Here is a 26553-nt window from a genome sequence, read left to right as displayed (position 1 = left end):
GTCAAAAGAAGGCTCAGAACATCGTGTTGTTGTTCGCGGCCGTTTCGGGCACCGGCTGAACCACGTCCCAGTGCTCGACGATCTTTCCGTTCTCCAGCTTGAAGATGTCCACGATGGCGCTGCCGCGCGTGCCCGGCTCGCGCACCGCGTTCACATGCAGGATCACGTAGTCGCCTTCGACAAAGCTGCGCTTGATGATGCTGCGCGAGTTTGGAAACTTCTCGCGCATGAACGCGACGAACTTGCGAAAGCCCTCGGGGCCGTCGGTCGCCGTGGGGTTGTGCTGCACGTAGCGGTTGCCCACGTACTGCAGGGCCGCGTCGGCGTCCTTCTGGTTCAGGCCCTTCTCGTAGAAGGCGAGCACGGTCTGGCGGTTGGCTTCCTGCTGGGCGGTGGTGCCTGGCTTGCCAGGGGCCATGGGGGCGCAGGCGGTAAGGAACAGGGCGGCGGCTGCGGCCATGGCCGCCAGGGTGGTGCGTTGCATCAAAGGGTGCTCCGGTGTGAAAGAAGGAAATCAATAGCCGCTGGGCGCGGGTTTGTCGGACTTGTCGGCCTTGCTGGATTTGTACTTCGCCAGCAACTCCTTCGCCGCCGCCGCCAGCACGATGGTGTCCACCCCCACCGCCACGAACAAGGCGCCGGCCGCGAGCCACTTGCGCGCCTGCTCCTCGGTGGTCGACAGAATGCCCGGCGCCTTGCCGGCCTTCAGGATGCGCGCGATGGCGTCGGCAATCACCGCCTGCACTTCGGGGTGGTTGGGCTGGCCCACGAAGCCCATCGACGCCGACAGGTCGGCCGGTCCGATGAACACGCCGTCCACGCCCGGCGTGGCCGCAATGGCGTCGATGTTCTTCATCGCCTCCACCGTCTCGGCCTGCACCAGCAGGCAGGTCTGCGCATTGGCTTCGTGCAGGTAGTTGGGGTAGGCCTGCCAGCGCGAGGCGCGCGCCAGCGCACTGCCCATGCCGCGGATGCCTTCGGGCGGGTAGCGCATGCCCTGCACCAGGCGCGCGGCCTGCTCGGCCGTGTCGACCATCGGCACCAGCAGCGTCTGCGCGCCGATGTCCAGGTACTGCTTGATCAGCGTGGTGTCGCCCACCGGAATGCGCACCACCGGGTGCGAGCGCTCGGCCTCGGGCTGCGCCGACCAGGCGCTGGAAATGGCCTGCAGTTGCGCCAGCACCGAGCGCACGTCGTTGGGCGCGTGCTCGCCGTCGACCAGCAGCCAGTCGTAGCCGGTGCCGGCCAGAATCTCGGCCGCGTAGCCGTCGGCCATGCCGACCCACAGGCCGATCTGGGGCTTGCCCGATTGAAGGGCCTGCTTGAAGGTGTTGAGAGGGGTGTGCATGGTTTTCTTTTCAGACAAAACGGAAGGCGATGGAGCCGAGGGGGCCGTAGTCGGCATGGAAGGTGTCGCCGGGCAGGGCGGTGGTGGGGCGCGTGAACGAGCCGCCCAGCACCACCTCGCCGGCCTCCAGGCATTCGTCCCACGGCGCGAGCTTGTTGGCCAGCCACGCCACGCCGGTGGCCGGGTGGTTGAGCACGGCCGCGGCCACGCCCGATTCTTCGATCACGCCGTTCTTGTAGAGCAGCGCGCTCACCCAGCGCAGGTCGACGGCGTCGGGCTTCACCGGCCGCCCGCCCATCACGATGCCGGCATTGGCCGCGTTGTCGGCAATGGTGTCGAACACGCGGCGCATGGTCTTGGTGTGGCGGTCGAACTGCTCGATGCGCGCGTCGATGATTTCGATGGCCGGCACCACGTAGTCGGTGGCGGCCAGCACGTCGAAGATGGTCACGTTCGGACCCTGCAGCTTCTTGCCGAGCACAAAGGCCAGCTCCACCTCCACGCGCGGCGCAATGAAGCGCTTGAACGGAATGTCGCCGCCCTGGTCGAAGAACATGTCGTCCAGCAGCGTGCCGTAGTCGGGCTCGTCGATCTGGCTGGACTGCTGCATGGCGCGCGAGGTGAGGCCGATCTTGTGGCCCTTCACGACACGGCCTTCGGCCATCTTGGTCTTCACCCACTCGCGCGAAATGGCGTAGCCGTCCTCGATGGTCATCTCAGGAAAGCGCTTGGAGAAATGCTCGACCTGCACGCGCGTTTTTTCGCTTTCGTGCAGCTCGGCGGCCAGTTGGGCGATGGTGGCTTGGGAGAGCATGGGTGGCTTCGTTCAGGTCTTGTTGAACAGGGGGTGCAGGTTGCTGTGCTTGCCGTCGTACACCTGCCCGGGGCTTTCGTCGATCTGCAGGGTGATGCCGATGGGGCGCTGCGCGAAGATCGGCGCGAAATGCGCGCGCACGTTGCTCAGCAGGTCGTCGCCGGCCTTCTTCTTCACGGCCTCCGAGCGCCCCGCGGCCATGCGCAGGTTGAGGTACACGAAGGCGTAGTCGGCCTGGCCGTCGGCCACCGCGTGGTGCGCGGCCGGGTAGGCCAGCACGCGCGTGCCGCCGATGGGAAACACCGGCTTGCCGGCCTCGTCGCGCTGCGCGAGCATGGTGTCGGCCAGCGTGCGGCACAGCGCCGACATGTCGGTCTCGGCCTCGATGTTGGGCGTGTAAAGAATCACCAGGTGGGGCATTGTGGGTCTCCGTTCATTCCACCGACATGGTCGCCGCGGTGCATGTCACCGCGAAGATCGGGATGGCCTTCATGTGAAAGATCTGGCCCTTGCCGCGCGCGGCCGCGGCCACGCTGAGAAAGGTGCGAATCTCGAAGCCGCCCTGGCCCGCTTCGCGGTAGGTGGCCTCGTCGCCGTAGTCGCTTTGCGAGAGCATGCCTTCGCGGTCGTTGGCGCACCAGCGGCGCATGAACTCGGCGTCCCACTCGGCGTTGACCTTGCCCGAGTCCGGCGTGGCCGGCCAGTGCGAAATGCCGCCGGTGCCCACCAGCGCAATGCGTTCGGGTGCCTTGTCGCAGGCGCGGCGCAAGGCCTCGCCGAAGGCCCACGCGCGGTGCAACGGCGTGAGCGGCGGCCCCTGGCAGTTGATGTTCACCGGAATCACCTTGGTGTCGAAGTCGGGCGTGAGAAAGTTCAGCGGCACCATGATGCCGTGGTCGAACTTCCATTCTTCCGCATAGGCCACGTCCACCGTCTGCATCACCTCGCGAATGAGGCGCTGCGAGAGCGCGGCGTCGCCGGGGATGGTGCGCTTCGCGATGCCCAGCCACTTCGGGTCTTCGATCGGGCCTTCATAGCTGTCGGCCATGCCAATGGCATAAGCCGGCATGTTGTTCATGAAGAAGTTCGCGAAGTGCTCTGCGGCAATGACGATCACCGCGTCGGGCTTGGTCGCGCGCATGGCCTCGCCGAAGCGATGGAACTGCGCGTGGAACTCGTCCTTCACCGCCGGGTCGGCCAGATGGGCGCGGCCGGTGATGCCGGGGGCGTGGCTGCAGACGCCTGCGAATACGAGGCTCATACGCCTGCCACTTTCTCGTTGGTGCCGGTTGTCATTGCATAGATGCCCGCGCGCACCGGGCCGTACTTGCGCACGCCCTCGCGCATGGCTTCGAGGTAGTCGGCCCAGGCGATGCCCAGCAGCGGCGCGAAGTGCATCAGCAACTGGCCGTTGCAGCCCAGCACGTAGAGCTTGCCGATGTCGCCGCTGTCGATGGCCTCGCGCTCTTCGTCGCTGAGGTCGTAGCCGCCGAGCAATGTGGCGCGCGCATCGCCGCCTTCGGCATAGCGCCGTTGCACCTCTTGCTCGCGGTTCAGCGCAAACAAGAACTTCTGCATCGCATAGAGGCTCATCGTTCAGCCCTCGACCTGGATGTTGGCCTTGCGGATCACGTCGCCGTACTTCGCAATCTCGCTCTGGATGAACGCCGCAAAGCGCTCCGGCGTGCCCGACAGCGACGCGATGCCGCCCTTGTGGAAAGCTTCCGCCACCACCGACCCGGCCAGCGCGCGGTTCACCTCGGCGTTCATGCGTTGCACCACGGCGTCGGGCGTGCCGGCGGGGGCCAGAAGGCCGTTCCAAGAATTGGACTCGATGGGCACGCCCTGTTCCGCCAGTGTGGGTATGGACGGCGCGTACTGCGAGCGCTGCGCGGTCGCCATGCCCAACGCCACCAGCTTGCCGTTTTGCACATGGCTGCGGAACTCGGGCCAGTTGCCGAACATCATCGTCACCTGCCCGCCGAGCAGGTCGGTGAGTGCTGGGCCCTGGCCCTTGTAGGGCACGTGCACGATGTCCAGGCCCATCTGCAGCTTGAGCATTTCACCCGACAGGTGCGCGGAGGTGCCGTTGCCGAAGGACGCGAAGCTCAGCGTGCCCGGCTTGGCCTTGGCCTGGTTGCGCAGGTCGGCGAGCGTCTTCAGGCCGCTTGCCGGATGGGTGGCCAGCACGTGCTCGGACATGCCCATGAGCGCGACCGGGCGCAGGTCTTTCTGTGTGTCGTAGGGCAGCTTGCGCAGCAGCGTGGGGTTTGCCGTGAAGCTGTTGGCCACGCAGACGAAGGTGTAGCCGTCGGGCGCGGCCTTGGCTGCCGCGTCGACGCCGATCACCGTGCCCGCGCCGGGCTTGTTGTCGACGATGACGGGTTGGCCCAGCGCCTTCGACAGTTCCACGCCCACGAGGCGCGCGACGAAGTCGGTGGTGCCGCCTGGGGTGAAGGGCACGATGACGCGGATCGGTTTGTTGGGCCATGTGCCCTGCGCGCGTGCCAGCGAAGGGAGTGCGGTAAATGCAGCCGCGCCCTGCAGCAGCGTGCGGCGTCGCGTATTGACGCCACGCCCCAGTGCCAGTTTTGGCGCGTGGCTCACGCCACACCCCAGTGCGGAATATGGTGCGACCCCATCGACACAGCCACGTTCTTCGGCTCGCAGAAAACTTCATAGCTCCATGTGCCGCCCTCGCGCCCCGTGCCCGATGCCTTGGTGCCGCCGAAGGGCTGGCGCAAGTCTCTGACGTTCTGGCTGTTGACGAAGCACATGCCGGCTTCCACGGCCGCGGCCACGCGGTGCGCCTTGCCGATGTTCTCGGTCCACACGTAGCTGCTCAGGCCGTAGGCGATGTCGTTGGCCAGGCGAATGGCGTCGGCCTCGTCCTTGAACGGAATCAGGCAGGCCACCGGGCCGAAGATTTCTTCCTGCGCAATCTTCATGCGGTTGTCGACATCGGCGAACACGGTGGGCATCACGTAGTTGCCGCGCTTCACACGCTCGGGCAGGTTCGACGGCGCGTCCAGCCCGCCGCACAGCAGCGTGGCGCCTTCCTTCGGGCCCAGCTCGATGTAGCTGCGCACCTTGGCCAGGTGAGCCTGCGAGATCATCGGCCCGACGATGGTTTTTTCGTCCAGCGGGTCGCCCACGGTGATGCGCTTGGCGCGCTCCGCGAACTTGGCGGCAAAGTCCGCGTAGATCGACTGCTGCACCAGAATGCGCGAGCCCGCCGTGCAGCGCTCGCCGTTGTTGCTGAAGATCATGAACACGGCCGCGTCCAGCGCGCGGTCGAGGTCGGCGTCCTCGAAAATCACGAACGGGCTTTTGCCGCCCAGCTCCATGCTGAACTTCTTCAGCCCGGCGCTCTTCACGATGCGGTTGCCCGTGGCGGTGGAGCCGGTGAACGAAATGGCGCGCACGTCGGGGTGCGCCACCAGCGGCTCGCCGGCTTCCTTGCCGTAGCCGTGCACCAGGTTCAGCACGCCGGGCGGAATGCCCGCTTCGAGCGCCAGCTCGCCCAGGCGCGCGGCCGAGAGCGGCGAGAGCTCGCTCATCTTCAGCACCGCCGTGTTCCCGAAGGCCAGGCAGGGCGCGACCTTCCAGGTGGCCGTCATGAACGGCACGTTCCACGGGCTGATGAGCGCGCACACGCCCACGGGGTGGAACAGCGTGTAGTTCAGGTGCGTGGGCGTGGGGTAGGTGTGGCCGTCCACGCGGGTGCACATCTCGGCGAAGTAGTAGAAGTTGTCGGCCGCGCGCGGAATGAGCTGCTTGCCGGTCTGTGCGATGACCTGGCCGCAGTCGTTGGTTTCGGTCTGCGCAATCTCGGGCACGTGCTGCGCAATCAGGTCGCCCAGCTTGCGGATCAGCTTGGCGCGCTCGGGCGCGGGCATGCCGGCCCACTTGGGGAACGCTTCCTTGGCGGCGGCCACGGCCGCGTTCACTTCGGCCTCGCCGCCCGAGGCCACCTCGGCCAGCACTTCCTGCGTGGCGGGGTTGACGGTTTCGAAGTAGTCCTTGCCGGTGACAGACTTGCCGTTGATCAGGTGGTCGACTCTCATGTTTTTCCTTGGATGGTCTCGATGGTGTTCATGAGCGCGCCAATGCCCTCGATCTCCGTGACGATCACGTCGCCTGGCTGGCAGTCGACCACGCCGTCGGGCGTGCCCGTGAGGATCAGGTCGCCCGGCGAGAGCGTCATGAAGCGGCTGAAATACTCGATGAGAAAAGGCGCGTCGAAGATCATGTCGCGCGTGTTGCCCTGCTGCGTGACGGTGCCGTTCACCGTGGTGCGCAGTGCCAGCGCCATCGGGTTGGGCACGTCGGCCGCGTCGACGAACCACGGCCCCACCGGCGTGCAGGTGTCGCGGTTCTTCACGCGCAGGTTGGGGCGGTACCAGTTCTCCAGGTAGTCGCGAATGGCGTAGTCGTTGGCCACCGTGTAGCCGCCGATGAAGTCGCAGGCATCGGCACGCTGCACGTTCTTCGCGGTCTTGCCGACCACGATGGCCAGCTCGCATTCGTAGTGCATGAACTTCACGTCCGCCGGGCGGTGCGTGCGCTGGCGGTGGCCGATGAGCGCGCTCTGGCCCTTCACGAACACCAGCGGTTCTTCGGGCGCCTTGAACTCCAGTTCCTTCGCATGGTCGGCGTAGTTCAGGCCGAGCGCGAGGATGGTGCGTGGGCGTGCCGTGGGTGCGAGCGGCGGCAGCCAGGTGAGCTGCTCTTGCGGCACGACGCGGCCGTCGTCCAGGCGAACGGCGGCGTCGGCATGGCCGTTGAATTCGTGCGCGGTGCCGGTGTGTTCGCGGCCTTCGAAAATGACGCGTGCGTGCTTCATGCGGCTTCCTTCACCGGCGTGTCGATCAGGGTGTCGACCAGTGTGTTGCCGAGGGTCTCGAAGCCCGGGGCCGAGATGTCGATGCGGTCACCCGCGCGGGCCAGCGGGCGGCCCAGGTCGCAGCCGAGCAGCAGCACGTCGCCGTGCGCGAGCGTCATGAACTCGCCCACGTCGGCCAGCAACTGCTGCGCAGGGCGCACGAGCTGCGAGAAGTCGATGGACTGCGCCAGCGTGCCGTTGATGCGCACCTCGACACGAAAGCTCGCGGGGTCGGCCACCTCCTGCGCGTCGCGCAGCACCGCGCCGATGCCCAGGAAGCCGTCGACGCACTTGAACTTCACCGGCGGGCGGAAGAAGCTCGCATGCGGAATCGACAGGTCGTTGACCAGCACGAAGCCTTCGATGTCGCCCTCGGCGCCGATCACCATGCCGATGCTCGCGCCGACTTCCACTTCGGGCACGCCCGCCGGCACCGCGATGGCGCTGCCGTGCGGGCTCCAGGTGTTGGCCGTCTTCACATAGAGCACGGGCGCCTTGGGCGGTGCCTTGTAGGGCGGCTGCGTCATCTGCGGCGCAAGCGCCTCGGCCTCGGCGCGAAAGTTCAGCAGGGTGCCGTACACCGTGCCGGTCGGAAGGAAATGCGGTGCGCTGCTCATGAAGGTTGCTCCAGTGCGATGAGTTCGTCGAGCAGCCCGTAGAGCTGCGTGAGCTTGGCTTTGCCAAGCGACTTTTCCATCCAGTCGTAGTGCGCCTCGATGCTGGTGCCCAGGCGCTTGACCAGCTTCATGCCGTGCGGCGTGGCCTCCACCACGGTGCGGCGCTGGTCGGCCGGGTCGCGTGCGCGGGTGATGAGGTTGTCGCGCTCCATGCGTGCCAGCACGCCAGTGAGGCTGGGGCCGAGGATGAAGGCCTCGCGCGCCACCCGGCCGGTGTCGACCGCGCCGTGCTCGCCCAGCACGCGCAGCACGCGCCATTGCTGGTCGGACAGCGCGTGTTCGCGCAGGCTGGGCCGGGTGTGGGCCATCACGGCTTCGCGGGCCTGCAGCAGCAGGCGCGGCAAATTGCGGTGCGTGAATGTCGTGCTCAAGGCAGGTCTCTTTTCTGAATTAGTTAACATGTTAAATGATTGGTGCTTTCTTTCCAAGGCACCCGGCATCAGGGTTTGTGCGGACACCTAAACTCGTTGCATGGCCAAGGACAAAACAACTTTCGTCTGCAGTGAATGCGGCGGCACCAGCCCCAAATGGCTCGGCAAATGCCCGAGCTGCGGCGCATGGAACACATTGATCGAGCAGGTGGCGGGCAGCAACGCGCCGGCCAACAACCGCTTCGGCACGCAGTTCTCGCCGCTGGCGGGCGTCTCCGAACTGGCCACCCTGTCGGAAATCGAAGCGACCGACATCGCGCGCACGCCCACCGGCATCGACGAGCTCGACCGCGTGCTGGGCGGGGGCATCGTGTCGGGCGGCGTCACGCTGATCGGTGGCGACCCGGGCATCGGCAAGTCGACGCTGCTGCTGCAGGCGGTCGATGCGCTGCAGCGCGCGGGGCAGAACGCGCTGTATGTCACCGGTGAAGAGAGCGGCTCGCAGGTGGCGTTGCGCTCCAGGCGGCTCGGTCTGGACCACTCGCAGGTGCAGGTGCTGGCCGAGATTCAGCTGGAGAAGATCATCGCCACGCTCGACGCCACGCGCCCGGCCATTGCGGTGATCGACTCGATCCAGACGGTGTACTCAGACCAGCTCACGTCCGCGCCCGGCTCGGTGGCGCAGGTGCGCGAATGCGCGGCGCACCTCACGCGCTTTGCCAAGACCAGCGGCACGGCCGTGGTGCTGGTGGGCCACGTCACCAAAGAAGGGGCGCTGGCCGGCCCGCGCGTGCTCGAGCACATGGTCGACACGGTGCTGTATTTCGAGGGCGACACGCATTCGAGCTTTCGTCTGGTGCGCGCCATCAAGAACCGCTTTGGCGCGGTCAACGAGATTGGCGTGTTCGCCATGACCGAGCGCGGCCTGAAGGGCGTGACCAACCCGAGCGCCATCTTCCTGAGCCAGCACACCGAGCCGGTGCCCGGCAGCGTGGTGCTGGTCACGCTCGAAGGCACGCGGCCGATGCTGGTGGAAATTCAGGCGCTGGTCGACAACGGCGGGCCCAGCCCGCGCCGCCTGTCGGTGGGCCTGGACCGCGACCGCCTGGCCATGCTGCTGGCCGTGCTGCACCGTCATGCGGGCGTGGCCTGCATGGACCAGGACGTGTTCGTGAACGCGGTGGGCGGTGTGCGCATCAGCGAGCCCGCGGCCGACCTGGCGGTGATGCTGGCCATCACCTCGAGCCTGCGCGGCAAGCCGCTGCCCAAGGGCTTCATCGCGTTCGGTGAAGTGGGCCTGGCCGGCGAGGTGCGCCCGGCGCCGCGCGGGCAGGAGCGCCTGCGCGAGGCCGCCAAGCTGGGCTACAGCGTGGCGGTGGTCCCCAAAGCCAACGCGCCCCGAAAGGGCGCGAAGGAAATCGAAGGGCTGACGATCCACGCCGTCGACCGCATCGAAGAGGCGATGGACGTGGTCCGCCGCCTCGATTGATCCGTTGCCGGCCAGCCGGCAAAAAATGACCCGGCGCACCGTGGCGCGCCGGGCCTACCCTCCCTACCCCCCGATGTGCATCGTGAACGCCGGTCCGCCGTTGAGCACGCATTGACCGCTGCCCAGCGTGGCCGAGTTCATCGTGTACTGGCAACTCAGGTTGCCGCCGCGTGTACCGGTGGCATTTGCCACACCGGTGCCTCGCGAGCCTGCAACCCGGGTCGCCTCTCCCTGAAACTGTTCACCGCCGATGAGCGCGTTGAAGTGGCCACGGCCGTTCATGTCGTTCGTGACCGTGCCGGCCACCGCGCCGTAGCGTGATGCCTCGGCGTTGGACGGGTACAGCCGCGCATTGAAGGTCTGCGCGATCGGGCCCGGTGCCACGGCGTACGACTGCGAAGACGGTACGGCGGGAGCGGGTTGTCCGAGCGGCACCACGTAGCAGCCGCTCAATGCGGTGCCCGCGAGCGCGGCGACAAGGGTGAGACGAACGAAGGTGACGGAACGCGGAATGGTCATACGCTTTTCAGTGGCCCGGGCCGATGCCCGTGAAGCGAAATGTGCCTGCTGGCGCTCCCGGCGCAGGTGTATTTGGGCCTGAGTACCTTCCTGTGCGCCCGGCGGTAGTCGGGGCCGCTACTTCGAGGCCCCGCGGCGGGCGGCGACAATGCCCGCCATGAATTTCAAGAAATTTCTGGTGCCGGTCGGCGCCATCCTTCTTCTCGGGCTGGCCTGGCGCAGCGGCGGATGGGGCGGCGTGGCCCTGGCCGGCGGCGCGATCATCATGTTCCTGCTGCTGCACTTCAACCGCGCCATGCAGGTGCTCAAGCGCGCCGCCGAGCGGCCCGTGGGCTACGTGGGCAGCGCCGTGATGCTCAACGCCAAGCTCAAGCCCGGCGTCACGCTGATGCACGTGATTGCGATGACGCGCGCCCTGGGCGAACTGCGCTCGCCCAAGGACGAGCAGCCCGAGCACTACCGCTGGACCGACGGCGGTGAGTCGTATGTCGACGCGGTGTTCGTGGGCGGCAAGCTGCAGAGCTGGACCATGACGCGGCCCGACACGGCAACGGACGACCCCACGCAGACCCCCGCTGCCTGAGCCTCTTCAGCCCGCATCCGCATCCGCATCTGACTTGCGCTGCGGCAGCCGCCACGGCGGGTTCGCCTTGGCATGGTGGCGCGCTTCCTTGGCGAACTCGGCGCATGCGTGCGTCATCAGGTCGGCCGAGCGGTAGACCAGGAACACGTCGAAGTCGGGCAGCGCGTCGGTGATCGGCAGCTTCTCCAGCAAGCCGGGCTGCAGCCGCAGCGGCCCGGCGCCGTGGAACACGAAGTCCGACCACATGCTGATCATGTCGGTCTGCGTGGCCAGCTGCAGGCCCAGCAGGTTCGACGCGCTCTGCACCATGCGCCGGGGCAGTTCGAGCCCGTGCATCTGCATCATGCTGACCAGCGGGCTGCCGGCGTCGTCGATCGGGTCGAGCACCAGCCAGTCGGCGTCCAGCAGTGTGCGCAGCTTGCGCACGCGCCGCAGCGGATGCCCGGCGCGCACCGACAGGTGCATGGCCACCGAAAACAGCGGCTCCCACTGAAAGGCGTTGGTGCCCGGCCCGTTGCAGGTCGATATCAACCCCAGGTCGAGCCGGCCTTCGCGCAGACCTTCGAAGATCTGCTGCGGGCGCAGCTCGAAGCCGCGCATCGCCACATTGGCAAAGCGCTGGCGAAACGACGCCATGGCGTCGGGCAGCGGCCCGCTGGAGGCCACGGCGGTGAAGCCGATGTTCAGCTGCGCCTCGTCGTGCCCGCGGATTGCTTCGATGTCTTCCAGCGCATGCCGCAGCTCCTGCTCGACCAGGCTGGCGCGCTTGACCAGCGCCACGCCATAGGCCGTGAGGCTCACACCGCGCGTGGAACGCGACAGCAGCGTCACGCCCAGTTCGCGCTCCAGTTCCGAGATGGTCTTGGACAGCGCGGGCTGCGTGGTGTGCAGGCTGCGCGAGGCTTCATGGATGCTGCCGTGCTGGGCCACCGCCAGCAGAACGCGCAACTGTTGCAGCTTCATCGTGGTGCCGTTCTTTCTGGGTACGCTGGAAAAAGAGGCGCGCATGCGCCGTGCTGGTACTTGTACGGATGGTCCCGCACGGCTGTTTGTGTGGGGGATTCCATTTGGTTATCAGCATGAAAATTTGTGATTCTGCGCCCGCGCGCTTTGGCTGAATACTCCGCCGCCAAGGGGTCGTCCGATCCTGCGCAACCTGTTCGTGGAGACACATGAAATGAGCCAAGCCGCACTGCCCGCCAGCCCGATACGGGTTTCTTCGCCGCCCACCTCCACGCCGGCCGCGCCCGCCGCGCCCGCCGCGCCCGCTTCCGAAGGCGCCGCGCGCGGCAAGGGCAAGCAGAGCCAGTTCCGCCTGATTGCGGCCTGCTCGCTGGGCAATGCGCTGGAGATGTACGACTTCACCGTCTACAGCTTCTTCGCGCTGCTCATCGGCAAGCTGTTCTTTCCTTCCGACAGCGCCTACGGCTCGCTGCTGCTGGCCGTGGCCACCTTCGGCATCGGCTTCGTGATGCGCCCGCTGGGCGGCGTGATCATCGGCAACTACGCCGACCGCAAGGGCCGCAAGGCCGCCATGACGCTGACCATCGGCCTCATGGTGCTGGGCACGCTGTGCATCGCCTTCGCGCCCACCTATGCGTCGGCCGGCGTGTTCGGCTCGCTGATGATCGTGGCGGGCCGGCTGCTGCAGGGCTTTTCGCTCGGCGGCGAAGTGGGCGCGGCCACCGCCATGCTGATGGAATCCGGCGGCGTGAAGGGCCGCGGCTTTCGCGTGAGCTGGCAGCTTGCCAGCCAGGGCGTGTCGGCCTTGCTGGGCGCGCTCACCGGCGCCGCGCTGTACGCCGCGCTGCCGCAGGCCTCGCTCGAAAGCTGGGGCTGGCGCCTGCCCTTCCTGCTCGGCCTGCTGATTGCGCCGGTGGGCCTGTACATCCGCTCGCACCTCCAGGAAACGCACACCGCCGACAGCCACGAATCGAGCCCGGTCGGCCGGCTGCTGCGTGCGCATGGCGGCACGGTGCTCAAGGGCATTCTGGCCACCACCGCGGGCACGGCCACGATGTACCTGGTGGTGTTCTTCATGCCCACCTACATGATTCGCGTGCTGCACATGCCGCCCTCGCTGTCGCTGCTGTCGGGCTGCGTCACCGGCATCACGCTGTTCGTGGTGTCGCTGGTGGCCGGCCGCCTGGCCGACAGGTTGCCCCAACGCAAGCCGCTGGTGATCGGCTCGCTGCTGTTCAGCGTGATTGCGGTGTACCCGGTGTTCTGGCTCATCGGCCATTACCCGAGCGTGCCGCTGGTGCTGGCGCTTTCCGCGCTGCTGACCGCGAGCGTGAACATCGGCACCACGCCCATGTTTCTGATGCTGCTCGAGATGCTGCCGGCCGGCGTGCGCGCCAGCGGCATTTCGGTGATCTACAGCGTGGGCGTGACGGTGTTCGGCGGCTCCTCGCAGTTCGTCGTGACCTGGCTGCTCGCCAAGACCGGCAACCCGATGGCGCCGGCCTTCTACATGATGGTGTGCGGCGTGCTGAGCCTGGGCGCGCTGCTGAGCCTGCGCGAACGCAAGGCCGCCTGAACTTCGACAACCGAGCGACTGCCATGACCCGCCAACTCAGCCCCCACACCGCCCGCATTCTGTCGCGCCTGCTGCCGCAGGCCGACATCGACACGCAGGCCTTCGTCGACATCCGCCGCCAGATCCACGCCAACCCGGAGCTCGGCTTCGAGGTGAGCGCCACCAGCGAACTCGTTGCCAACCTGCTGCGCAGCTGGGGCTACGCGGTGCACACGGGCATCGGCAAGACCGGCATCGTGGCGCAGCTGAAGCTGGGCCACGGCACGCGCCGTCTGGGCATTCGCGCCGACATGGACGCGCTGCCCATCGCCGAGGCCACCGGCCTGCCGTATGCCAGCCGCAACCCCGGTCGCATGCACGCCTGCGGGCACGACGGCCACACGGCCATCCTGCTGGCGGCGGCCAAGGCGCTGGCCAAGGCGCGCAACTTCGACGGCACGCTGAACCTGATCTTCCAGCCCGACGAAGAAAACCTCTGCGGCGCGCGCGCAATGATCGAAGACGGTCTGTTCGAGCGCTTCCCCTGCGACGCCGTGTACGCGTTGCACAACGCGCCCGGCGTGCCGGTGGGCACGATGCTGGCCGTCACCGGGCCAGTGACGCTGTCGTCCGACGTGGCCGACGTCACCCTGAAGGGCGTGGGCGGCCATGGCGCCATGCCGCACCGTGCGCGCGACCCGGTCGCGGCCGCCGCCGCCGTGGTCACGGCCTTGCAGACGGTGGTGGCGCGCAACGTGGCGCCCGACGACACGGCGGTGGTGTCGGTCGGCTTCATTCGCGGCGGCGCCACGCACAACGTGATTCCGCAGTCGGTGACGCTGGGCCTGAACGTGCGCGCCGCGCGGCCCGAAACGCGCGCGCTGGTCGAGCAGCGCATCCGCGAGATCGTGCAGTTCACCGCGCAGGCGCACGGCGTGGAGGCCGAGATCGACTACCGCCAGCTGGTGCCGCCGGTGGTCAACACCGCGGCCGAGACGCTGCTGGCCGCGCAGGTCTGCGCCGAGCTGGTGGGCGAGGAGAACGTCGTCACGCAGGTGCCCAAGGGCTTTGCGGGCAGCGAAGACTTTGCCTGGATGCTTGCCGCGTTGCCGGGCTGCTATCTGATGCTGGGCAACGGGGAGGGCGAGTTCGGGGGCTGCATGGTGCACAACCCCGGCTACGACTTCAACGACGCGGTGCTGCCGCTGGGCGCGGCCTGCTGGGTGCGGCTTGCGCAGACCTACCTGGTCGCTTGAAGGTCGTTGCTCGAGGGGGCGTCAGAACGGCGCGTCTTCTTCCTCGGGCGCGTCGCTGGGCGCCGCTGCCTTGGGGGCTGCGGTCTTCGGGGCTGCGGTCTTCGGTGCTGTCGCGGTCTTGGCCGCTTCGTCCGGCAGCGCCGCCGAGAACGCCGCCTCGCCGCCCAGCGCCTCCAGCAGCGCCGGCACCAGCTGGCCGAGTTCGCCGGTGGCAATGGCCACGTCGGCGTCGAAGTTGTCTTCCTTCTTGCCGCCCGAGGCACCGTCGCCGGTGCCTTCGAGGAAGGTGATCTTGCGAATCAGCATGCCGTGCGTGAGCTCGAAGGACACGCGGTCGTCCCACGTCATGGCCAGGCGCGTGGGGCGCTTGCCGTCGGTGATGTGCTGCTTGACCTCTTCGATGTCCAGCGGGTGCTTGGCGTAGCGCACCACGGCCTTGGAGTCGTCGGAGGCCTTGAGCTCGCAGTCGCGGTCGATGGTGAAACCGGCCGGCGGCTCCTGCGTGAGCAGCCAGTTGGCCATGGCGGCGGCGGGCTCCACCTGCGTGTTGACCAGCGCCACGGCAAAGCCGTCGAACGACTTCACCAGGCTGGTGACCACTTCGTCGGCGCGCGAGGCGTTGCCGCTGTTGATCACCAGGCGGTTCTCGGCCTTGTCGAGCCACACCGTCACGCGCGCGCTGCGCGTGAAGGCCATGGGCAGCAGCTCCAGCGTGATGTCTTCCTTCAGGTCCTTCTTTTCCTTCTTGCCGGGTTTGCGCCCGGTGGTGGCCTCGATGCCGGCGCAGCGCTCGTCGAGCTTGCGGCGCACCACGGAGCCTGGGACCTGCTTGCTTTCGACCATGTACTCGACCAGCCACTGGCCGTCGATGGACTCCACCAGCGGGCCGTTGGCCTCGCCGCGGGGCTCGACCCAGCCGGCGGACTTCTCCTGCGAGGGGCCGCACGGCACAAAGCGCTGCTTGCCGAGGCCTTCTTCCGCCTCGGCCAGTGTCTGGGACCAGCCCGGTTCGATGCGATAGACGATGACGTTCTTGAATACGGACACGGGAACCCTTTTTCCACTGGTTTGGACAACCGATCATTGTCGGGCACCTCGGGAATTGCGCCGCCGTAAAATCGAAAGCTTTTGCGACTGGCCCCGGTCGCTCCCCCACACCGCTCCCAAAGGAATCAGTAAATGAGCTCGATCCCCCCCTCGCTGGACGACCGTGACGGCAAGATCTGGATGGACGGCGAACTCGTGGACTGGCGCGACGCCAAGATCCACGTGCTGAGCCACACGCTGCACTACGGCTGCGGCGCTTTCGAGGGCGTGCGCGCCTACAAGACGCCCGAGGGCACGGCCATCTTCCGCCTGGCCGAGCACACCGAGCGGCTGTTCAACAGCGCCAAGATCCTGCGCATGACGATTCCGTTCACGCAGGAGCAGCTCAACGAGGCCCAGAAACAGGTGGTGCGCGAGAACAAGCTCGAAAGCTGCTACCTGCGCCCGCTGATCTGGATCGGCTCCGAAAAGCTCGGCGTGAGCCCGCGCGGCAACAAGATCCACGCCATGGTCGCGGCCTGGTCGTGGGGCGCCTACCTTGGCGAAGAAGGCTTGCGCCGCGGCATCCGCGTGAAGACCTCCAGCTACACGCGCCACCACGTCAACATCACCATGACGCAGGCCAAGGCGGTGAGCAACTACACCAACTCGATCCTGGCCAACATGGAAGCGCTGGACGACGGCTACGACGAGGCGCTGCTGCTCGACGCGAGCGGCTTCGTGTCGGAAGGCGCGGGCGAGAACGTGTTCGTGGTCAAGGGCGGCGTGGTGTACACGCCCGACCTGTCGGCCGGCGCGCTCAACGGCATCACGCGCAACACCATCCTGCACATCTGCAAGGACCTGGGCCTGGAGCTGGTGCAAAAGCGCATCACGCGCGACGAGGTCTACATTGCCGACGAGGCCTTCTTCACCGGCACCGCCGCCGAAGTGACGCCCATCCGCGAGCTCGACCGCATCGAGATCGGCAACCGCGGCGACGGTGGCTCGCGCGGCCCCATCACCGAGAAAATCCAGTCTGCCTTCTTCGACATCGTGAACGGCAAGAATCCCAAGTACGCCCACTGGCTCACGAAAGTCTGAATCCCATGTCCACCAATGCAGTCGTCGAACTCCTGGCCAAGGAGCTCAATCATCAAGGCGGCGTGTTCTGCCCCAGCCCCAAGGCCGACATGAAGCTCTGGAACAACCACCCGAAGGTCTACCTCGACGTGGCGCGCACCGGCGAAGCCAAGTGCCCGTACTGCGGCACGGTGTACCGCCTGAAGGCCGGTGAAACGGTTTCATCGCGGCATTGACCCGCTGACCCGCTGAGCCGCTCGCGGCTCAGGGCGCGACGGCCACGGGCAGTGTCTTCTGCCCGCTGCGCCAGTCGCCGCGCAACGCGGCGCCTTCGGTCTTCAGTCGCAAGCGGGCATGCGACGCGCGCTCTTCCAGTTCGACCGTGCCGTCGCGCACACGGCCCGCCAGCATGATCGGCGCGCGGTAGCGGTCGTAGAAATACACGCCGTCCACTTTGCCGTCGGCCCGGGGCTCGCCCAGGCTCAGCGTGATGGGCAGCTTGGCGTCGATGCTGCCGTGCAGCACCTGGCCGAACGGCGATGCGGGTTCCGGCGCCGAACCTTCCCCCAGCAGCAACAAGCGGCCGTAGTCGCTCATCCAGGGCCTGAGCTCGGCCATCGGCATGCGGCTTTCGTGGTCGCCGAGATCGTCGAGCTGGCGCTGCGCGCGGTTGGCGCAGCGCGGCTGCACGAACACCACCGCCTGAGCCTCGACCCGCATGCGGCCGACCAGCGCGGGGCCGGGCTTGCAGGCCTCGTACAGGCCGATCTTGTCTTGCGCATCCATGTCCGTGGCCGGCTGCCTGCGCAGTGTCGCCAGCTCGGCGCGCTTCGCGGCGGTCCGTGCGTCCAGTGCCTTGCGCGCGATGGCCTCGCGGCCTTGCGCCGTGAACAGGTCGTCGGCCAGCAGGTGGCGCCCGGAGGCGACGTCGAAGGCCGGTGTGGCGCTCGAATGCCCGCAGGTGTTGCCGCACTGGTCGTTGTCGAGCTGCAGCGACAGCACGTGGCTATCGTTGCGCAACACGCGGTAGCTCATGCCGTCGATCGGCGGTACGGCATCGCCCGCGCGGGGCGCCATCTGCGCAAAGTGGCCGATGAACAGCGCCTGGTTGATGCGTTCGGTCGCCTTGGCGTTGCCACCGGCTATGACGGGAAAGTGCGCGCCTGCGCCTGCTGTTGCGCTCAGGTCGCGCACGTCGAGGGGCGCCGCATGGGCCGCGGTGCCGAAGGCAAGGGGGGGCAGGAGGGCGGCCGAAAGAAGGGTCGCAGCAAAGCGCATGGGCGGGTTCAGTTGGAGGTGGCGGTGGTGGGAAGCACCTTGGCGCCCAGGCGGCGCGGCCACAGGTCGCGCCACGGGTCCGGGTCGTTCTTTTCCTGCGCCAGCCGCAGGTAGATCATGGCGATCCACAGCAGCGCCAGGCCGATCTGCGCATCGCGCAGCGCCGAGTTCACGCTCGACGCGATCAGCGCAATCAGCGTGGCGGCCAGCGCATAGCGGCCCGCGATGTCGGGCCGTTTCCAGGCCTGCCAGACCGCGCCGGCCATGATGACCAGCAGGCTCAGCAAGGCCGGCAACCCGCCCTGCGCGCCCACCCAAAGAAAGTCGTTGTGCGGCATGTTCGAGTCGGCGAACAGCACCGGGCCGTGCTTGTGCCATTGCTCGGTCCAGCCGCCGATGCCCCAGCCGGTGAGCGGCCGTTCGGCAATCATGAGGCTGGTGTCGCGGTACATGTAGTAGCGAATGACCCAGCTGCCGTGGAACACCGCGCCGGCCTGCGCCTTTTCGAGTTCCTGCACGCCGGTCTCTACCTTCTGCTGCAGCTGCGGCAACTGGTACAGCCCCGTGCCCAGCACCACGGCACCCAGCACCAGCGCGCCCACCAGCATCTTCAGATGGTTGCGCCACTGGTGGATGCACACCGCCGGCACCACCAGCAGCAGCGCCAACACGGAGGTGCGCGAGGTCAGCGGCAGCGCCACCACCAGGCCCAGCCCGAGCATCAGCACAAAGGCCGGAATGGCGCGCAGCGGCCTGTGCGCGGCAATCTGCGCAAGGCCCCACACGGCGGCGGTGGATGCCACCACGCTGAACAGCAGCGCGTTGCTGATCGACTTGTTGCCCACCTCCATCACCACCGCGCGCAGTGGCGACCACAGCGGAAAGCCGATGGCGTAGTAAAGAACGATCAGCAGCACGTTCAGTGCCGCCACCAGCAGGAAGCCGCGCAGCGCCCAGATGGCTTCTTCGCGCGTGAGCGCCATCGCCATCAGCAGCGTGAGGCCTATGCGCAGCCCATGGAACAGGTTGGAGGGGGTTTCGGGGTAGTGCGGTCGCACGGCCAGCACCACGAGGGTCCAGGCCAGGTAGGCCATCACCGGCCACCACAGCGGGTTGGCACGCAGCCGCGCCAGTCGCTCGCGCCCGTCGCCGGCCACCAGCAGGGTGAGCAGCAGCAAGATGGCCGACAGGTAGGTGACGCCGACCGGCATGAACACCACCAGCCCCCAGAACATGGCCGCGGGCCGAACGATGTGCGATCTCTGCATAGGGCCGGGATTTTAGGTGGACAGGTTTGGTACTCCCCCAGGCTTTGCGCACTTCGTGTCGCTTCTCCTTCCCCCTCGCCGGGGGCGACGCTTGCGGCCCGGCGCTGCGTTCAGCGCACGAGCGCGGGAGGGTCAGTGGGCGCGCGCCGCCGTCGGCAGCCGGATCACGAAGCTCGCGCCGCCGCCTGGGCGGTCTTCGCAGCGCACCGTGCCGCCGTGCCGCTCGGCAATCGACTTCACCAGCGCCAGCCCCAGGCCCACGCCGCCGTTGCGCTCGCTGGCGCCGGGCAGGCGGTAGAAGGGCTCGAAGATGCGTTCGCGCAGGGCCGGCGGCACGCCCGGCCCGCGGTCGTTCACGCGCACCGTCGAGTAACCGTTGGCGCTGCCCAGCTCGACCGCGATTTCGCCGGCACCGTAGCGGCGCGCGTTTTCCAGCAGGTTGCGGATGGCCCGGCGCAGCAGGCGCGACACGCCCGGCACGGTGAGGTTGGCGTTGTCTGTGCCTTCGGCCAGGTCGAGCTCGGCGTTCACTTGCGCGCATTCCTCGGCCGCCAGGCCGGTCAGGTCGACCGCCTCGATAGTGCCCATGTCGGCCTCGCTGGCGTCCAGCCGGCTGGCCAGCAGAATTTCGTCGATGAGCTGGTCGAGCTCGCCGATGTTGCGCGAAATTTCTTCGCGCGCGGAAGGGCTCGGGCGATCGCCCATCAGCTCCAGCCCCATGCGGATGCGTGTGAGCGGCGAACGCAGCTCGTGCGAGGCGTTGGCCAGCAGCGACTTGTGCGAGCGCACCAGCTTTTCGATGCGCTCGGCGGATGCGTTGAATCGTTTGGAGAGATCAGCCACTTCGTCTTGCCCTTCTTCGGTCACGCGCACCGACAGATCCCCTTCACCCCAGCGCTGCACGCCGCGCTGCAGCGACTCCAGCCGCTGCGTGATGCGCCGCACGATCGGGTACACACCCAGCGCCACCGCCACGCCCACCAGGGCGATCATCCAGCCCAGCCCGAAGGGCGTGCGCCACGGCGCAAAGCCACCCCCGCCGGCGGGCCGCTCGCGTGGCGCCACGCGCAGCGTGACGGCTTTGCCGTCGCCCAGCGTCACGTCGAACTCCAGGCCCTGGCCCGGCACGCGCAGCGCGGTGCCGGTGCCGATCTGCTTGTCCTGCGCGTCCAGCACCACCACGTTGCGCGGCACCGGCGCCAGCCGCTCGCGTTCGGCCTCGGCCGCCTCGCGCACGATCCAGTTGGCCATCAGCGTGAGGATGACCACGCCGGCCACCACGGCCAGCCAGATGCGCACGTACAAGTGGCGGGAATAGAAGCTGCGCAGCATCGGCAGCCGCTCAGTCTTGCTGCTTGGCGAAGACGTACCCAACGCCGCGCACCGTGAGGATGCGCTTGGGGTTCTTCGCGTCGACCTCGATGGCCGCGCGAATGCGGCCCATGTGCACGTCGATGGAACGGTCGAAGGCCTCCAGCTCGCGCCCGCGCACGGCCTCCATGATCTGGTCGCGCGTGAGCACGCGGCCCGCGCGCTCTGCCATGGCCACCAGCAGGTCGAACTGGTAGGAGGTGAGGTCGGCCAGCGCGCCGGCCACGGCCACGGTGCGCGCGTTGCGGTCGATTTCCAGGGTGCCGAAGCGCATCACCGTGGAGGCTTCGCTCTCGGTGGCGTTCTCGCTGCGCCGGCGCAGCACGGCGCGAATGCGCGCCAGCAGCTCGCGCGGCTCGAAGGGCTTGGGCAGGTAGTCGTCCGCGCCGATCTCCAGGCCGATGATGCGGTCCATCGGGTCGCCCTTGGCGGTCAGCATCAGCACCGACACCTTCGACAGCGCACCCGGCAGCGCGCGGATGCGGCGGCACACTTCGAGCCCGTCGGTGTCGGGCAGCATCAGGTCGAGGATCACCAGGTCGGGCGCGTGCTGTTGCAGCTGCTCCAGGCCGCTGGCGCCGTCACCGGCGTGGTTGAAGGCGAAGCCCGACTGCGTCAGGTACTCGCCCACCATCTGTGCCAGGCGGGCGTCGTCTTCGATCATCAGGAGTTGGGGGGTGCTCATGCGCTTCATGGTCGTCCACAGGGAGCAAGCAGGCTTGAACGCTCCGTAAAGTTGGGTAAACCTCAGGCGGCAGTGTCAACCGGCGCAGCTGCGAAAAGCATAGCGCCCTGTCCTGCGGCCGCCGGGGGGAGATTGAGATTCTGCGCGAGCAGTTCAGGCACTTCGCCGGCGTCCACGTTGGCATCGGCGGCGCGTGCGCGTTCCAGGATTTCACCGGCCAGCTGGCGCAACTGCACGGTGGCGGCGCGGATGCGCGCGCGAAAGCCCGCGTCGTCCAGCGTGTCCTTCAGGCTGCGGTTGAGCTCCGCGAACCACGGCATGGCGGCCTGGTCGAGCATCACGGCGGGGTTGGCGCGCTCGCTCACGCCCGACCAGTGGCGCAGCAGCGTCTGCACCGCAAGGTTGAGGCGCTGGCAGTGGTGCATCTCGCTCTTCAGGCTGCCCAGCGCGTGCAGGTCGGTCAGGCGCTGCTGGAAGAAGATTTGCGAGAGCACGCCCCAGTAGTAGGCGTAGTCCCAGATCACCTTCACCGGCAGCACCTCGGGGTCGCCGAACAGCGGGTACTGGTCTTGGTAGAGCGCCAGCGTGCTCTCGTAGAACGAGTGGTAGATCTGGTCGTACAACTGCGCGCGCGCCTCCAGCGGGCGGCCCGCGCGGTCTTGCGCGATCAGGTCGGTGATGTAGGTGTTGCCGATGGCAATGAAGTCGCTGCCCGGCGAATAGAAGGGGTCGAGAAACAGGCCCGCCTCGCCCGTCATTGCCCAGCGCTGGCGCCCCGAGAACACCTGCTTGCAACCGTGCGAGAAGTGCTTGAGGAACGCGAAGTCCTGCAGCAGGTGGCGCTTGCCGTCCAGCGCCTCGTACAGGCGCGGCTGGTAGGTGGCGAACCAGGCCATGGCCTTGTCGAAGGTGTCGATGGTGTCCAGCGGATGCAGCTTGGGGTCGGCCACGATGCCCACCGAGTGCGAGCCCGAGGCCAGCGGAATCAGCCAGGCCCAGTAGCCCGCGCCCACCAGGTGGTTGGTCGACAGCCAGCGCGCCTGCGGGTTGCAGCGCTCGCGCCATTCGGCGCTGTCGCTCCACTCGTCGATGGCAATGCGCTCGCCAATGCGAAACCACACCGCGTTCACGTCGTGCGCGTTCGGCTCGGCCAGGCCCAGCTTGCGCTTGAGCATGCCGGCGCGCCCGCAGGCGTCGATGAGCCAGCGGGCCTGGGTGCGGTGGGTTTGCTCGCCGCGCGTCCACTCGATGTGGTGCGGCGTGGCCGCGTCCTCGCTCAGCTCGATGCGCCGCACCAGCGCGCTGTCGACAAACTGCACGCCCTGGCGCGCGGCTTCCTCGGCCAGAAAGTTCTCGAAGATGCCGCGGTCGATCTGGTAGCTGGGCACCGACAGGTAGCGGCTTGCGCCGATCTCGGTCACGTTGTCGATGTCGCTGCGGCCTTCGCTGAAGAAAAAGCGAAAGCCGAACTTGCGCAGCTGCTTCTCGTCCATGTGGGCCTTCAGGCCCAGCACGGTGTCGAAGTAGTGCGCGCCAATTTCCACCGACGACTCGCCCACCTTGTGCGCCGCATGCGGCACCGGGTGCGCGCGGCGCTCCAGCACCAGCACGCGCAGGTCGGCAAAGCGCTGGCGCAGTTGCAGTGCGAGCGTCAGGCCTGCCAGGCCGCCGCCCATGATCACTGCGTCGAAGTTGTCAGGCGCAGCATCGTTCATGGGTCAGTTCCGGTTGAGGGGCTGCAGCTGCAGCCGAAGTGAAAGGGAAGGGGACAGGGGCAGCTCGACGGGGGCGATGTCGCTCGCGTCCAAGTGCGCCAGGCGCTCGAACAGCGCCAGCGCGTCCGCCATCGGGTTGAGGCCGACGAGCGACCTGGCGGCGTCCGAGCGCGGCGGCGTGGCCACGGGGGCCGCGTCGGCGTCGCTGGCCAGCGACCAGTGCAGCGCCGCCACGGTGCGCTCGGAGGGCGCGGGCGCCAGCACCAGCGCCACCGCGAGCAGGCCGCGGCTGTCGGTGGCGGACGTGAGCGCGCCCACGGTGGGCGTGTCGTAGCCCACCAGCAGGACCGCCTCCTGGTCCGCCGCGCATTGCACGGCGGCCTCGAGCAGGCCCTCGGCAAAGCTGTGGTCGAAAGCCGAAATGGCGTTGCTGGCCGCCATGCAGCCGGTGCCGATGGTCCAGTAGCCCACGGCCGCGTTGTGCACCGAGTTGTGGAACTTGGTGGGTGACAGCACCTTGGGGTCGGTTGCCAGCGTGCTGCACATGTAGTCGTTGATCGACAGGTCGCCGTGCGCCGACGTGAACACGCAGGGCACTTCGGCGGCATTGCGGCCCGAGGCGGCCATGGCCGCGGCCGCCACTTCGAGCGCCAGCGCCACGGTGTCGGGTGCGCGGCGGCGTTCTGCCGGGGCCAGCACCTGCGGCGAGGGGCGCTTGGCGGGCGGGTCGGTCAGCGTGCCTTCACCGCGAAAGGCGGCGCGCGCGGCCTCCCAGCCGGGCAGGGTGGGTGTCCAGAAGGCGGGGCCTTCGATGTAAAGAACGGGGGGTGTAGGGGCGCTCATCGGGGGTGTCATCGGGTGGGCGAGTGTCATGCCTGCGCCTTGCCGAACACCAGCGAGCAGTTGTTGCCGCCAAAGCCGAACGAATTGGACAGCGCGTAGCGCACCTCGCCGCGCACCGGCGCCAGCTTGATCTGCGGGCCGAAGCCCTCGTCCAACGTGCGGGTGTTGACCGTGCCCGGCATCAGGCCGCGCTCGATGGCCAGCAGGCTCACGACTGCTTCGACGATGCCCGCGGCGCCCAGCGTGTGGCCCATGAAGCCCTTGGTCGAGCTGGCGTGCGTGGTGGCCGGAAAGCGGCGCGACACCAGCGCGCCCTCGACCTCGTCGTTCTTCTGGCTGGAGGTGCCGTGCATGTTGATGTAGTCGATGGCGTCGGGCGCGAGGCCGGCGCGTGCCAGCGCCTCGTCGAGCGCGCGTTCGGCGCCCAGGCCCTCGGGGTGCGGGGTGGACATGTGGTGCGCGTCGCTGGCTTCACCGTAGCCCAGCAGGCGCAGCGGCGACGCGTGGGCGCCGGCCTGCACGCGCTCCACCAGCGCAAAGCCCGCGGCCTCGCCCAGGCTGATGCCGTTGCGGTTCGCATCGAACGGGCGGCAGGGTTCGGTGGACACCAGCTCCAGCGAGTTGAAGCCGAACAGCACGCTGCCGCACAGCGTGTCGGCCCCGCCCACCACGGCAGCGTCGGCCAAGCCCAGGCGAATGAGCCGCTCGGCCGAGGCAAACACCTTGGCGCTGGACGAGCAAGCCGTGGAGATGGTTTCGCTCGGCCCGCTGATGCCCAGCAGCGCCTGCGTGAACATGGCCAGCGAATGCGGCGTGTGCACGCCGGCGCGGCGCTGGTGGGGCTGAAAGTTGCCTTCCGCGTCCAGCTGGGTGTAGGCCAGCTCGGTCTCGCCGATGCTGGCGGTCGAGGTGCCCAGGATCAGCGCGATGCGCGAGGCGCCGTACTTTTCGCGCGCGGCGGCCACCGCCTGCATGAAGCCGTCGGCCTGCAGGCCCATGTAGGCCAGCCGGTTGTTGCGGCAGTCCCATTGCGCGAGCGCTTCGGGCAGGCGCACGTCTTCCACGCCTTCGACCCGGCCGATCCAGGTGGGCAGCGGCGCGTCGCCGAAGTCATTGGCGCGCAGGCCGCTGCGCGACTGCGCCAGCGCGTCGGCCAGTGCTTCCTTGCCGACACCGACCGCGGAGGTCGCCGTGTAGGCGCTGATTTGGAGGGGAGTGATTCGGGTCGGCACGGTCTTGGGGGTGTGGGCTTGCTGGCGACGCAAAGGCGCTGAAAAGAAACGGAAAGCAGCAAAAATTGAATGTAAACACAAACAGCCTACCAGTTGCGGGCTGCGCGGCGCGTCGGCGGTGTCCTATAAGCACCGGCGTCCCGCAAGACGCCATTGCCCCTAGGGCGGGTCCGCGGGCCGGGTGTTGGTGAGCCGCGCGGCCAGCGCCACCAGTACCAGCACCGGCACGCCCAGCACGGCGGTGGCAATGAAGAAGGTGCTGTAGCCGTAGGCGTCGACAAACACGCCGGAATAGCCGGCAATGAACTTGGGCAGCAGCAGCATCAGCGAGCTGAACAGCGCGTACTGCGTGGCCGAGTAGCTGATGTTGGTCAGGCTCGACAGGTAGGCGATGAAGGCCGCCGAGGCGATGCCGCCGGCCAGGTTGTCGGCCGACACCACGGCGATCAGCGCGGTCAGGTCGTGCCCGCGCGAGGCCAGCCAGGCGAACAGCAGGTTGCTGGCCGCGCTCAGCACCGCGCCCAGCATCAGCACGCGCATCACGCCCAGGCGCATCGACAGCACGCCGCCCACGAAGGCGCCCACCAGCGTCATGACCACGCCGTAGATCTTGCTGACCGTGGCCACCTCGTCCTTGGTGAAGCCCATGTCCACATAGAACGGGTTGGCCATGATGCCCATCACCACGTCGCTGATGCGGTAGATGGCAATGAGCGAGAGGATCAGCGCGGCCTGCCACTTGTAGCGGCGAATGAAGTCGGCAAAGGGCTCGACCAGCGCAACCTGCAGCCATTCGGCCGCGTTCTTCGCCTTGGGCAGCACGCGCCGCACCGGCTCCGGCGAGAGCAGCACGGTGACCACGCCCACGGCCATCGAGGCGGCCATCACCAGGTAGGCCGTCTTCCAGGCGCCGTTCTGGTACGCCGCCACGCCGGTGGCCGCCACGGCGGGCGCCACCTCGGCCCAGGCCGCGACCCACAGCACGCCGGCGCCGGCCCAGATCATCGCCAGCCGGTAGCCCGTTTGATAGGCGGCGGCCAGCGCGGCCTGCTTGCGCGATTCGGCCGACTCGATGCGAAAGGCGTCCAGCGCAATGTCCTGCGTGGCCGAGCCGAAGGCCACCAGCAGCGCGCACCATATCAATGGCTTCAGCCCCAGGCGCGGGTCGTTCATGGCCATGCCGACCAGCCCCACGATGACCACGCCCTGCGCCAGCAGCAGCCAGCCGCGCCGGCGCCCCAGCAGCGTGGTGAGCGGCGGCAGCGGCAGCCGGTCGACCAGCGGCGCCCACACCCACTTGAAGCCATAGGCCAGCCCGACCCAGCTCAGGTAGCCGATGGTGGTGCGGTCGATGCCCGCCTCGCGCAGCCGGAAGCTCAGCGTGCCCAGCACCAGCAGCAGCGGCAGCCCGGCCGAGAAGCCCAGCGCCAGCATGCGCAGCGTGGCGGGCTCCAGGTAGACCTTGAGCGCGTCGCGCCACGGCAGGGAGGGCGGGGTGGACGTGGATGACGTCGAGGAGGGGGTAGGGGTTTCTGCAGGCGATGCGGACATGGGTGTGGGATTGTCCATGAGTGACGGGGGTCATCGGGGCG

The 26553-nt window shown here is 68.0% G+C and carries 28 protein-coding genes; 6 read left to right on the top strand and 22 right to left on the bottom strand.

The features are described 5' to 3' along the window. Nucleotides 1-13: 13 nt before the first annotated feature. From VLK31_RS34210 to hpaR, 11 genes are read right to left on the bottom strand one after another with little or no spacing between them, the layout of a single operon-like run. Complete coding sequence (locus tag VLK31_RS34210) at nt 14-484, bottom strand: ester cyclase (RefSeq protein WP_409172944.1); 471 nt, start codon at nt 482-484, stop codon at nt 14-16. Between the two features lie 30 nt (nt 485-514). Next, nucleotides 515-1348, bottom strand: a complete 834-nt coding sequence (gene hpaI / locus VLK31_RS34205) for a 4-hydroxy-2-oxoheptanedioate aldolase (protein WP_409172943.1) — start codon at nt 1346-1348, stop codon at nt 515-517. Between the two features lie 10 nt (nt 1349-1358). Continuing rightward, nucleotides 1359-2162, bottom strand: coding sequence for a 2-oxo-hept-4-ene-1,7-dioate hydratase (hpaH, locus tag VLK31_RS34200; RefSeq protein ID WP_409172942.1), 804 nt, complete (start codon nt 2160-2162; stop codon nt 1359-1361). 12 nt (nt 2163-2174) lie between these two features. Further along, nucleotides 2175-2582, bottom strand: coding sequence for a 5-carboxymethyl-2-hydroxymuconate Delta-isomerase (locus tag VLK31_RS34195; RefSeq protein WP_409172941.1), 408 nt, complete (start codon nt 2580-2582; stop codon nt 2175-2177). Between the two features lie 13 nt (nt 2583-2595). After that, nucleotides 2596-3423 (bottom strand): extradiol ring-cleavage dioxygenase, encoded by an 828-nt coding sequence (locus VLK31_RS34190; RefSeq protein WP_409172940.1) that lies wholly within the window; start codon nt 3421-3423, stop codon nt 2596-2598. Next, entirely contained in the window at nt 3420-3755 is a 336-nt protein-coding gene (locus tag VLK31_RS34185; RefSeq protein WP_409172939.1) for an aromatic ring-opening dioxygenase subunit LigA, read from the bottom strand. The genes VLK31_RS34190 and VLK31_RS34185 overlap by 4 nt, the downstream gene beginning before the upstream one ends. Nucleotides 3756-3758: 3 nt before the next feature. Then, nucleotides 3759-4769, bottom strand: coding sequence for a tripartite tricarboxylate transporter substrate binding protein (locus VLK31_RS34180; RefSeq protein WP_409172938.1), 1011 nt, complete (start codon nt 4767-4769; stop codon nt 3759-3761). After that, on the bottom strand, nt 4766-6229 hold the full coding sequence (gene hpaE / locus VLK31_RS34175; protein ID WP_409172937.1) for a 5-carboxymethyl-2-hydroxymuconate semialdehyde dehydrogenase: 1464 nt from the start codon (nt 6227-6229) through the stop codon (nt 4766-4768). The genes VLK31_RS34180 and hpaE overlap by 4 nt, the downstream gene beginning before the upstream one ends. Beyond that, on the bottom strand, nt 6226-7008 hold the full coding sequence (locus VLK31_RS34170; RefSeq protein ID WP_409172936.1) for a fumarylacetoacetate hydrolase family protein: 783 nt from the start codon (nt 7006-7008) through the stop codon (nt 6226-6228). The genes hpaE and VLK31_RS34170 overlap by 4 nt, the downstream gene beginning before the upstream one ends. After that, entirely contained in the window at nt 7005-7664 is a 660-nt protein-coding gene (locus VLK31_RS34165) for a fumarylacetoacetate hydrolase family protein (protein WP_409172935.1), read from the bottom strand. Before VLK31_RS34165 ends, VLK31_RS34170 begins: the two co-directional genes overlap by 4 nt. Beyond that, nucleotides 7661-8095, bottom strand: coding sequence for a homoprotocatechuate degradation operon regulator HpaR (hpaR, locus tag VLK31_RS34160; protein WP_013538719.1), 435 nt, complete (start codon nt 8093-8095; stop codon nt 7661-7663). Before hpaR ends, VLK31_RS34165 begins: the two co-directional genes overlap by 4 nt. Nucleotides 8096-8195: 100 nt before the next feature. Between hpaR and radA the strand changes: the two genes are divergently transcribed. Beyond that, nucleotides 8196-9584, top strand: coding sequence for a DNA repair protein RadA (gene radA, locus VLK31_RS34155; protein WP_409172934.1), 1389 nt, complete (start codon nt 8196-8198; stop codon nt 9582-9584). Between the two features lie 63 nt (nt 9585-9647). On the opposite strand, the gene VLK31_RS34150 is transcribed toward radA, so the two are convergent. Further along, nucleotides 9648-10103 carry a hypothetical protein gene (locus VLK31_RS34150; RefSeq protein WP_409172933.1) on the bottom strand — a complete coding sequence of 152 codons (456 nt, stop codon included), beginning with the start codon at nt 10101-10103 and terminating at the stop codon, nt 9648-9650. A gap of 148 nt (nt 10104-10251) precedes the next feature. Here VLK31_RS34150 and VLK31_RS34145 point away from each other — a divergent pair, with 148 nt between their 5' ends. After that, nucleotides 10252-10686, top strand: a complete 435-nt coding sequence (locus VLK31_RS34145) for a glycerate kinase (RefSeq protein ID WP_409172932.1) — start codon at nt 10252-10254, stop codon at nt 10684-10686. A 6-nt stretch (nt 10687-10692) separates the two neighbouring features. Here the strand turns inward: VLK31_RS34145 and VLK31_RS34140 are convergent, their stop codons facing one another. After that, nucleotides 10693-11649 carry a LysR family transcriptional regulator gene (locus VLK31_RS34140; protein WP_409172931.1) on the bottom strand — a complete coding sequence of 319 codons (957 nt, stop codon included), beginning with the start codon at nt 11647-11649 and terminating at the stop codon, nt 10693-10695. Between the two features lie 214 nt (nt 11650-11863). On the opposite strand from VLK31_RS34140, the gene VLK31_RS34135 reads away from it, so the two are divergent. Further along, nucleotides 11864-13225: an MFS transporter gene (locus VLK31_RS34135; RefSeq protein ID WP_409172930.1), complete on the top strand. Its 1362-nt coding sequence runs from the start codon at nt 11864-11866 to the stop codon at nt 13223-13225. A gap of 23 nt (nt 13226-13248) precedes the next feature. Beyond that, a complete protein-coding gene (locus VLK31_RS34130) occupies nt 13249-14460 on the top strand; it encodes a M20 aminoacylase family protein (RefSeq protein ID WP_409172929.1) in 1212 nt (403 codons plus the stop codon). 21 nt (nt 14461-14481) lie between these two features. Here VLK31_RS34130 and VLK31_RS34125 read toward each other — a convergent pair whose 3' ends face one another. Next, nucleotides 14482-15507: a recombination-associated protein RdgC gene (locus VLK31_RS34125; protein WP_409172928.1), complete on the bottom strand. Its 1026-nt coding sequence runs from the start codon at nt 15505-15507 to the stop codon at nt 14482-14484. Nucleotides 15508-15639: 132 nt separating this feature from the next. Here VLK31_RS34125 and VLK31_RS34120 point away from each other — a divergent pair, with 132 nt between their 5' ends. Together VLK31_RS34120 and VLK31_RS34115 are read left to right on the top strand one after the other, a co-directional pair. After that, nucleotides 15640-16590 carry a branched-chain amino acid transaminase gene (locus tag VLK31_RS34120; RefSeq protein ID WP_409172927.1) on the top strand — a complete coding sequence of 317 codons (951 nt, stop codon included), beginning with the start codon at nt 15640-15642 and terminating at the stop codon, nt 16588-16590. Nucleotides 16591-16595: 5 nt separating this feature from the next. Next, the gene (locus tag VLK31_RS34115) at nt 16596-16805 is read left to right on the top strand and encodes a zinc-finger domain-containing protein (protein ID WP_093127844.1); all 210 of its coding nucleotides are present in this window, start codon (nt 16596-16598) and stop codon (nt 16803-16805) included. A gap of 28 nt (nt 16806-16833) precedes the next feature. On the opposite strand, the gene VLK31_RS34110 is transcribed toward VLK31_RS34115, so the two are convergent. From VLK31_RS34110 to VLK31_RS34075, 8 genes are all read right to left on the bottom strand, one after another. Then, a complete protein-coding gene (locus VLK31_RS34110) occupies nt 16834-17847 on the bottom strand; it encodes a hypothetical protein (protein ID WP_409172926.1) in 1014 nt (337 codons plus the stop codon). An 8-nt stretch (nt 17848-17855) separates the two neighbouring features. Next, entirely contained in the window at nt 17856-19115 is a 1260-nt protein-coding gene (locus tag VLK31_RS34105; protein WP_409172925.1) for an O-antigen ligase family protein, read from the bottom strand. Nucleotides 19116-19247: 132 nt separating this feature from the next. After that, the gene (locus VLK31_RS34100) at nt 19248-20447 is read right to left on the bottom strand and encodes an ATP-binding protein (protein ID WP_409172924.1); all 1200 of its coding nucleotides are present in this window, start codon (nt 20445-20447) and stop codon (nt 19248-19250) included. 10 nt (nt 20448-20457) lie between these two features. Next, complete coding sequence (locus VLK31_RS34095) at nt 20458-21180, bottom strand: response regulator (RefSeq protein ID WP_409172923.1); 723 nt, start codon at nt 21178-21180, stop codon at nt 20458-20460. A gap of 53 nt (nt 21181-21233) precedes the next feature. After that, nucleotides 21234-22886, bottom strand: a complete 1653-nt coding sequence (locus VLK31_RS34090) for an NAD(P)/FAD-dependent oxidoreductase (protein ID WP_409172922.1) — start codon at nt 22884-22886, stop codon at nt 21234-21236. 3 nt (nt 22887-22889) lie between these two features. After that, a complete protein-coding gene (locus tag VLK31_RS34085; RefSeq protein ID WP_409172921.1) occupies nt 22890-23729 on the bottom strand; it encodes a beta-ketoacyl synthase chain length factor in 840 nt (279 codons plus the stop codon). A gap of 26 nt (nt 23730-23755) precedes the next feature. Further along, a complete protein-coding gene (locus tag VLK31_RS34080; protein ID WP_409172920.1) occupies nt 23756-24961 on the bottom strand; it encodes a beta-ketoacyl-[acyl-carrier-protein] synthase family protein in 1206 nt (401 codons plus the stop codon). 159 nt (nt 24962-25120) lie between these two features. After that, entirely contained in the window at nt 25121-26530 is a 1410-nt protein-coding gene (locus VLK31_RS34075; protein ID WP_409172919.1) for an AmpG family muropeptide MFS transporter, read from the bottom strand. Between the last annotated feature and the right edge of the window lie 23 nt (nt 26531-26553).

This window comes from Variovorax sp. H27-G14, from assembly GCF_046156345.1.
Lineage (GTDB): Bacteria > Pseudomonadota > Gammaproteobacteria > Burkholderiales > Burkholderiaceae_C > Variovorax.
Note: the sequence above shows the minus strand (reverse complement) of the source record. Positions and strands in the feature narration are given on the sequence as shown.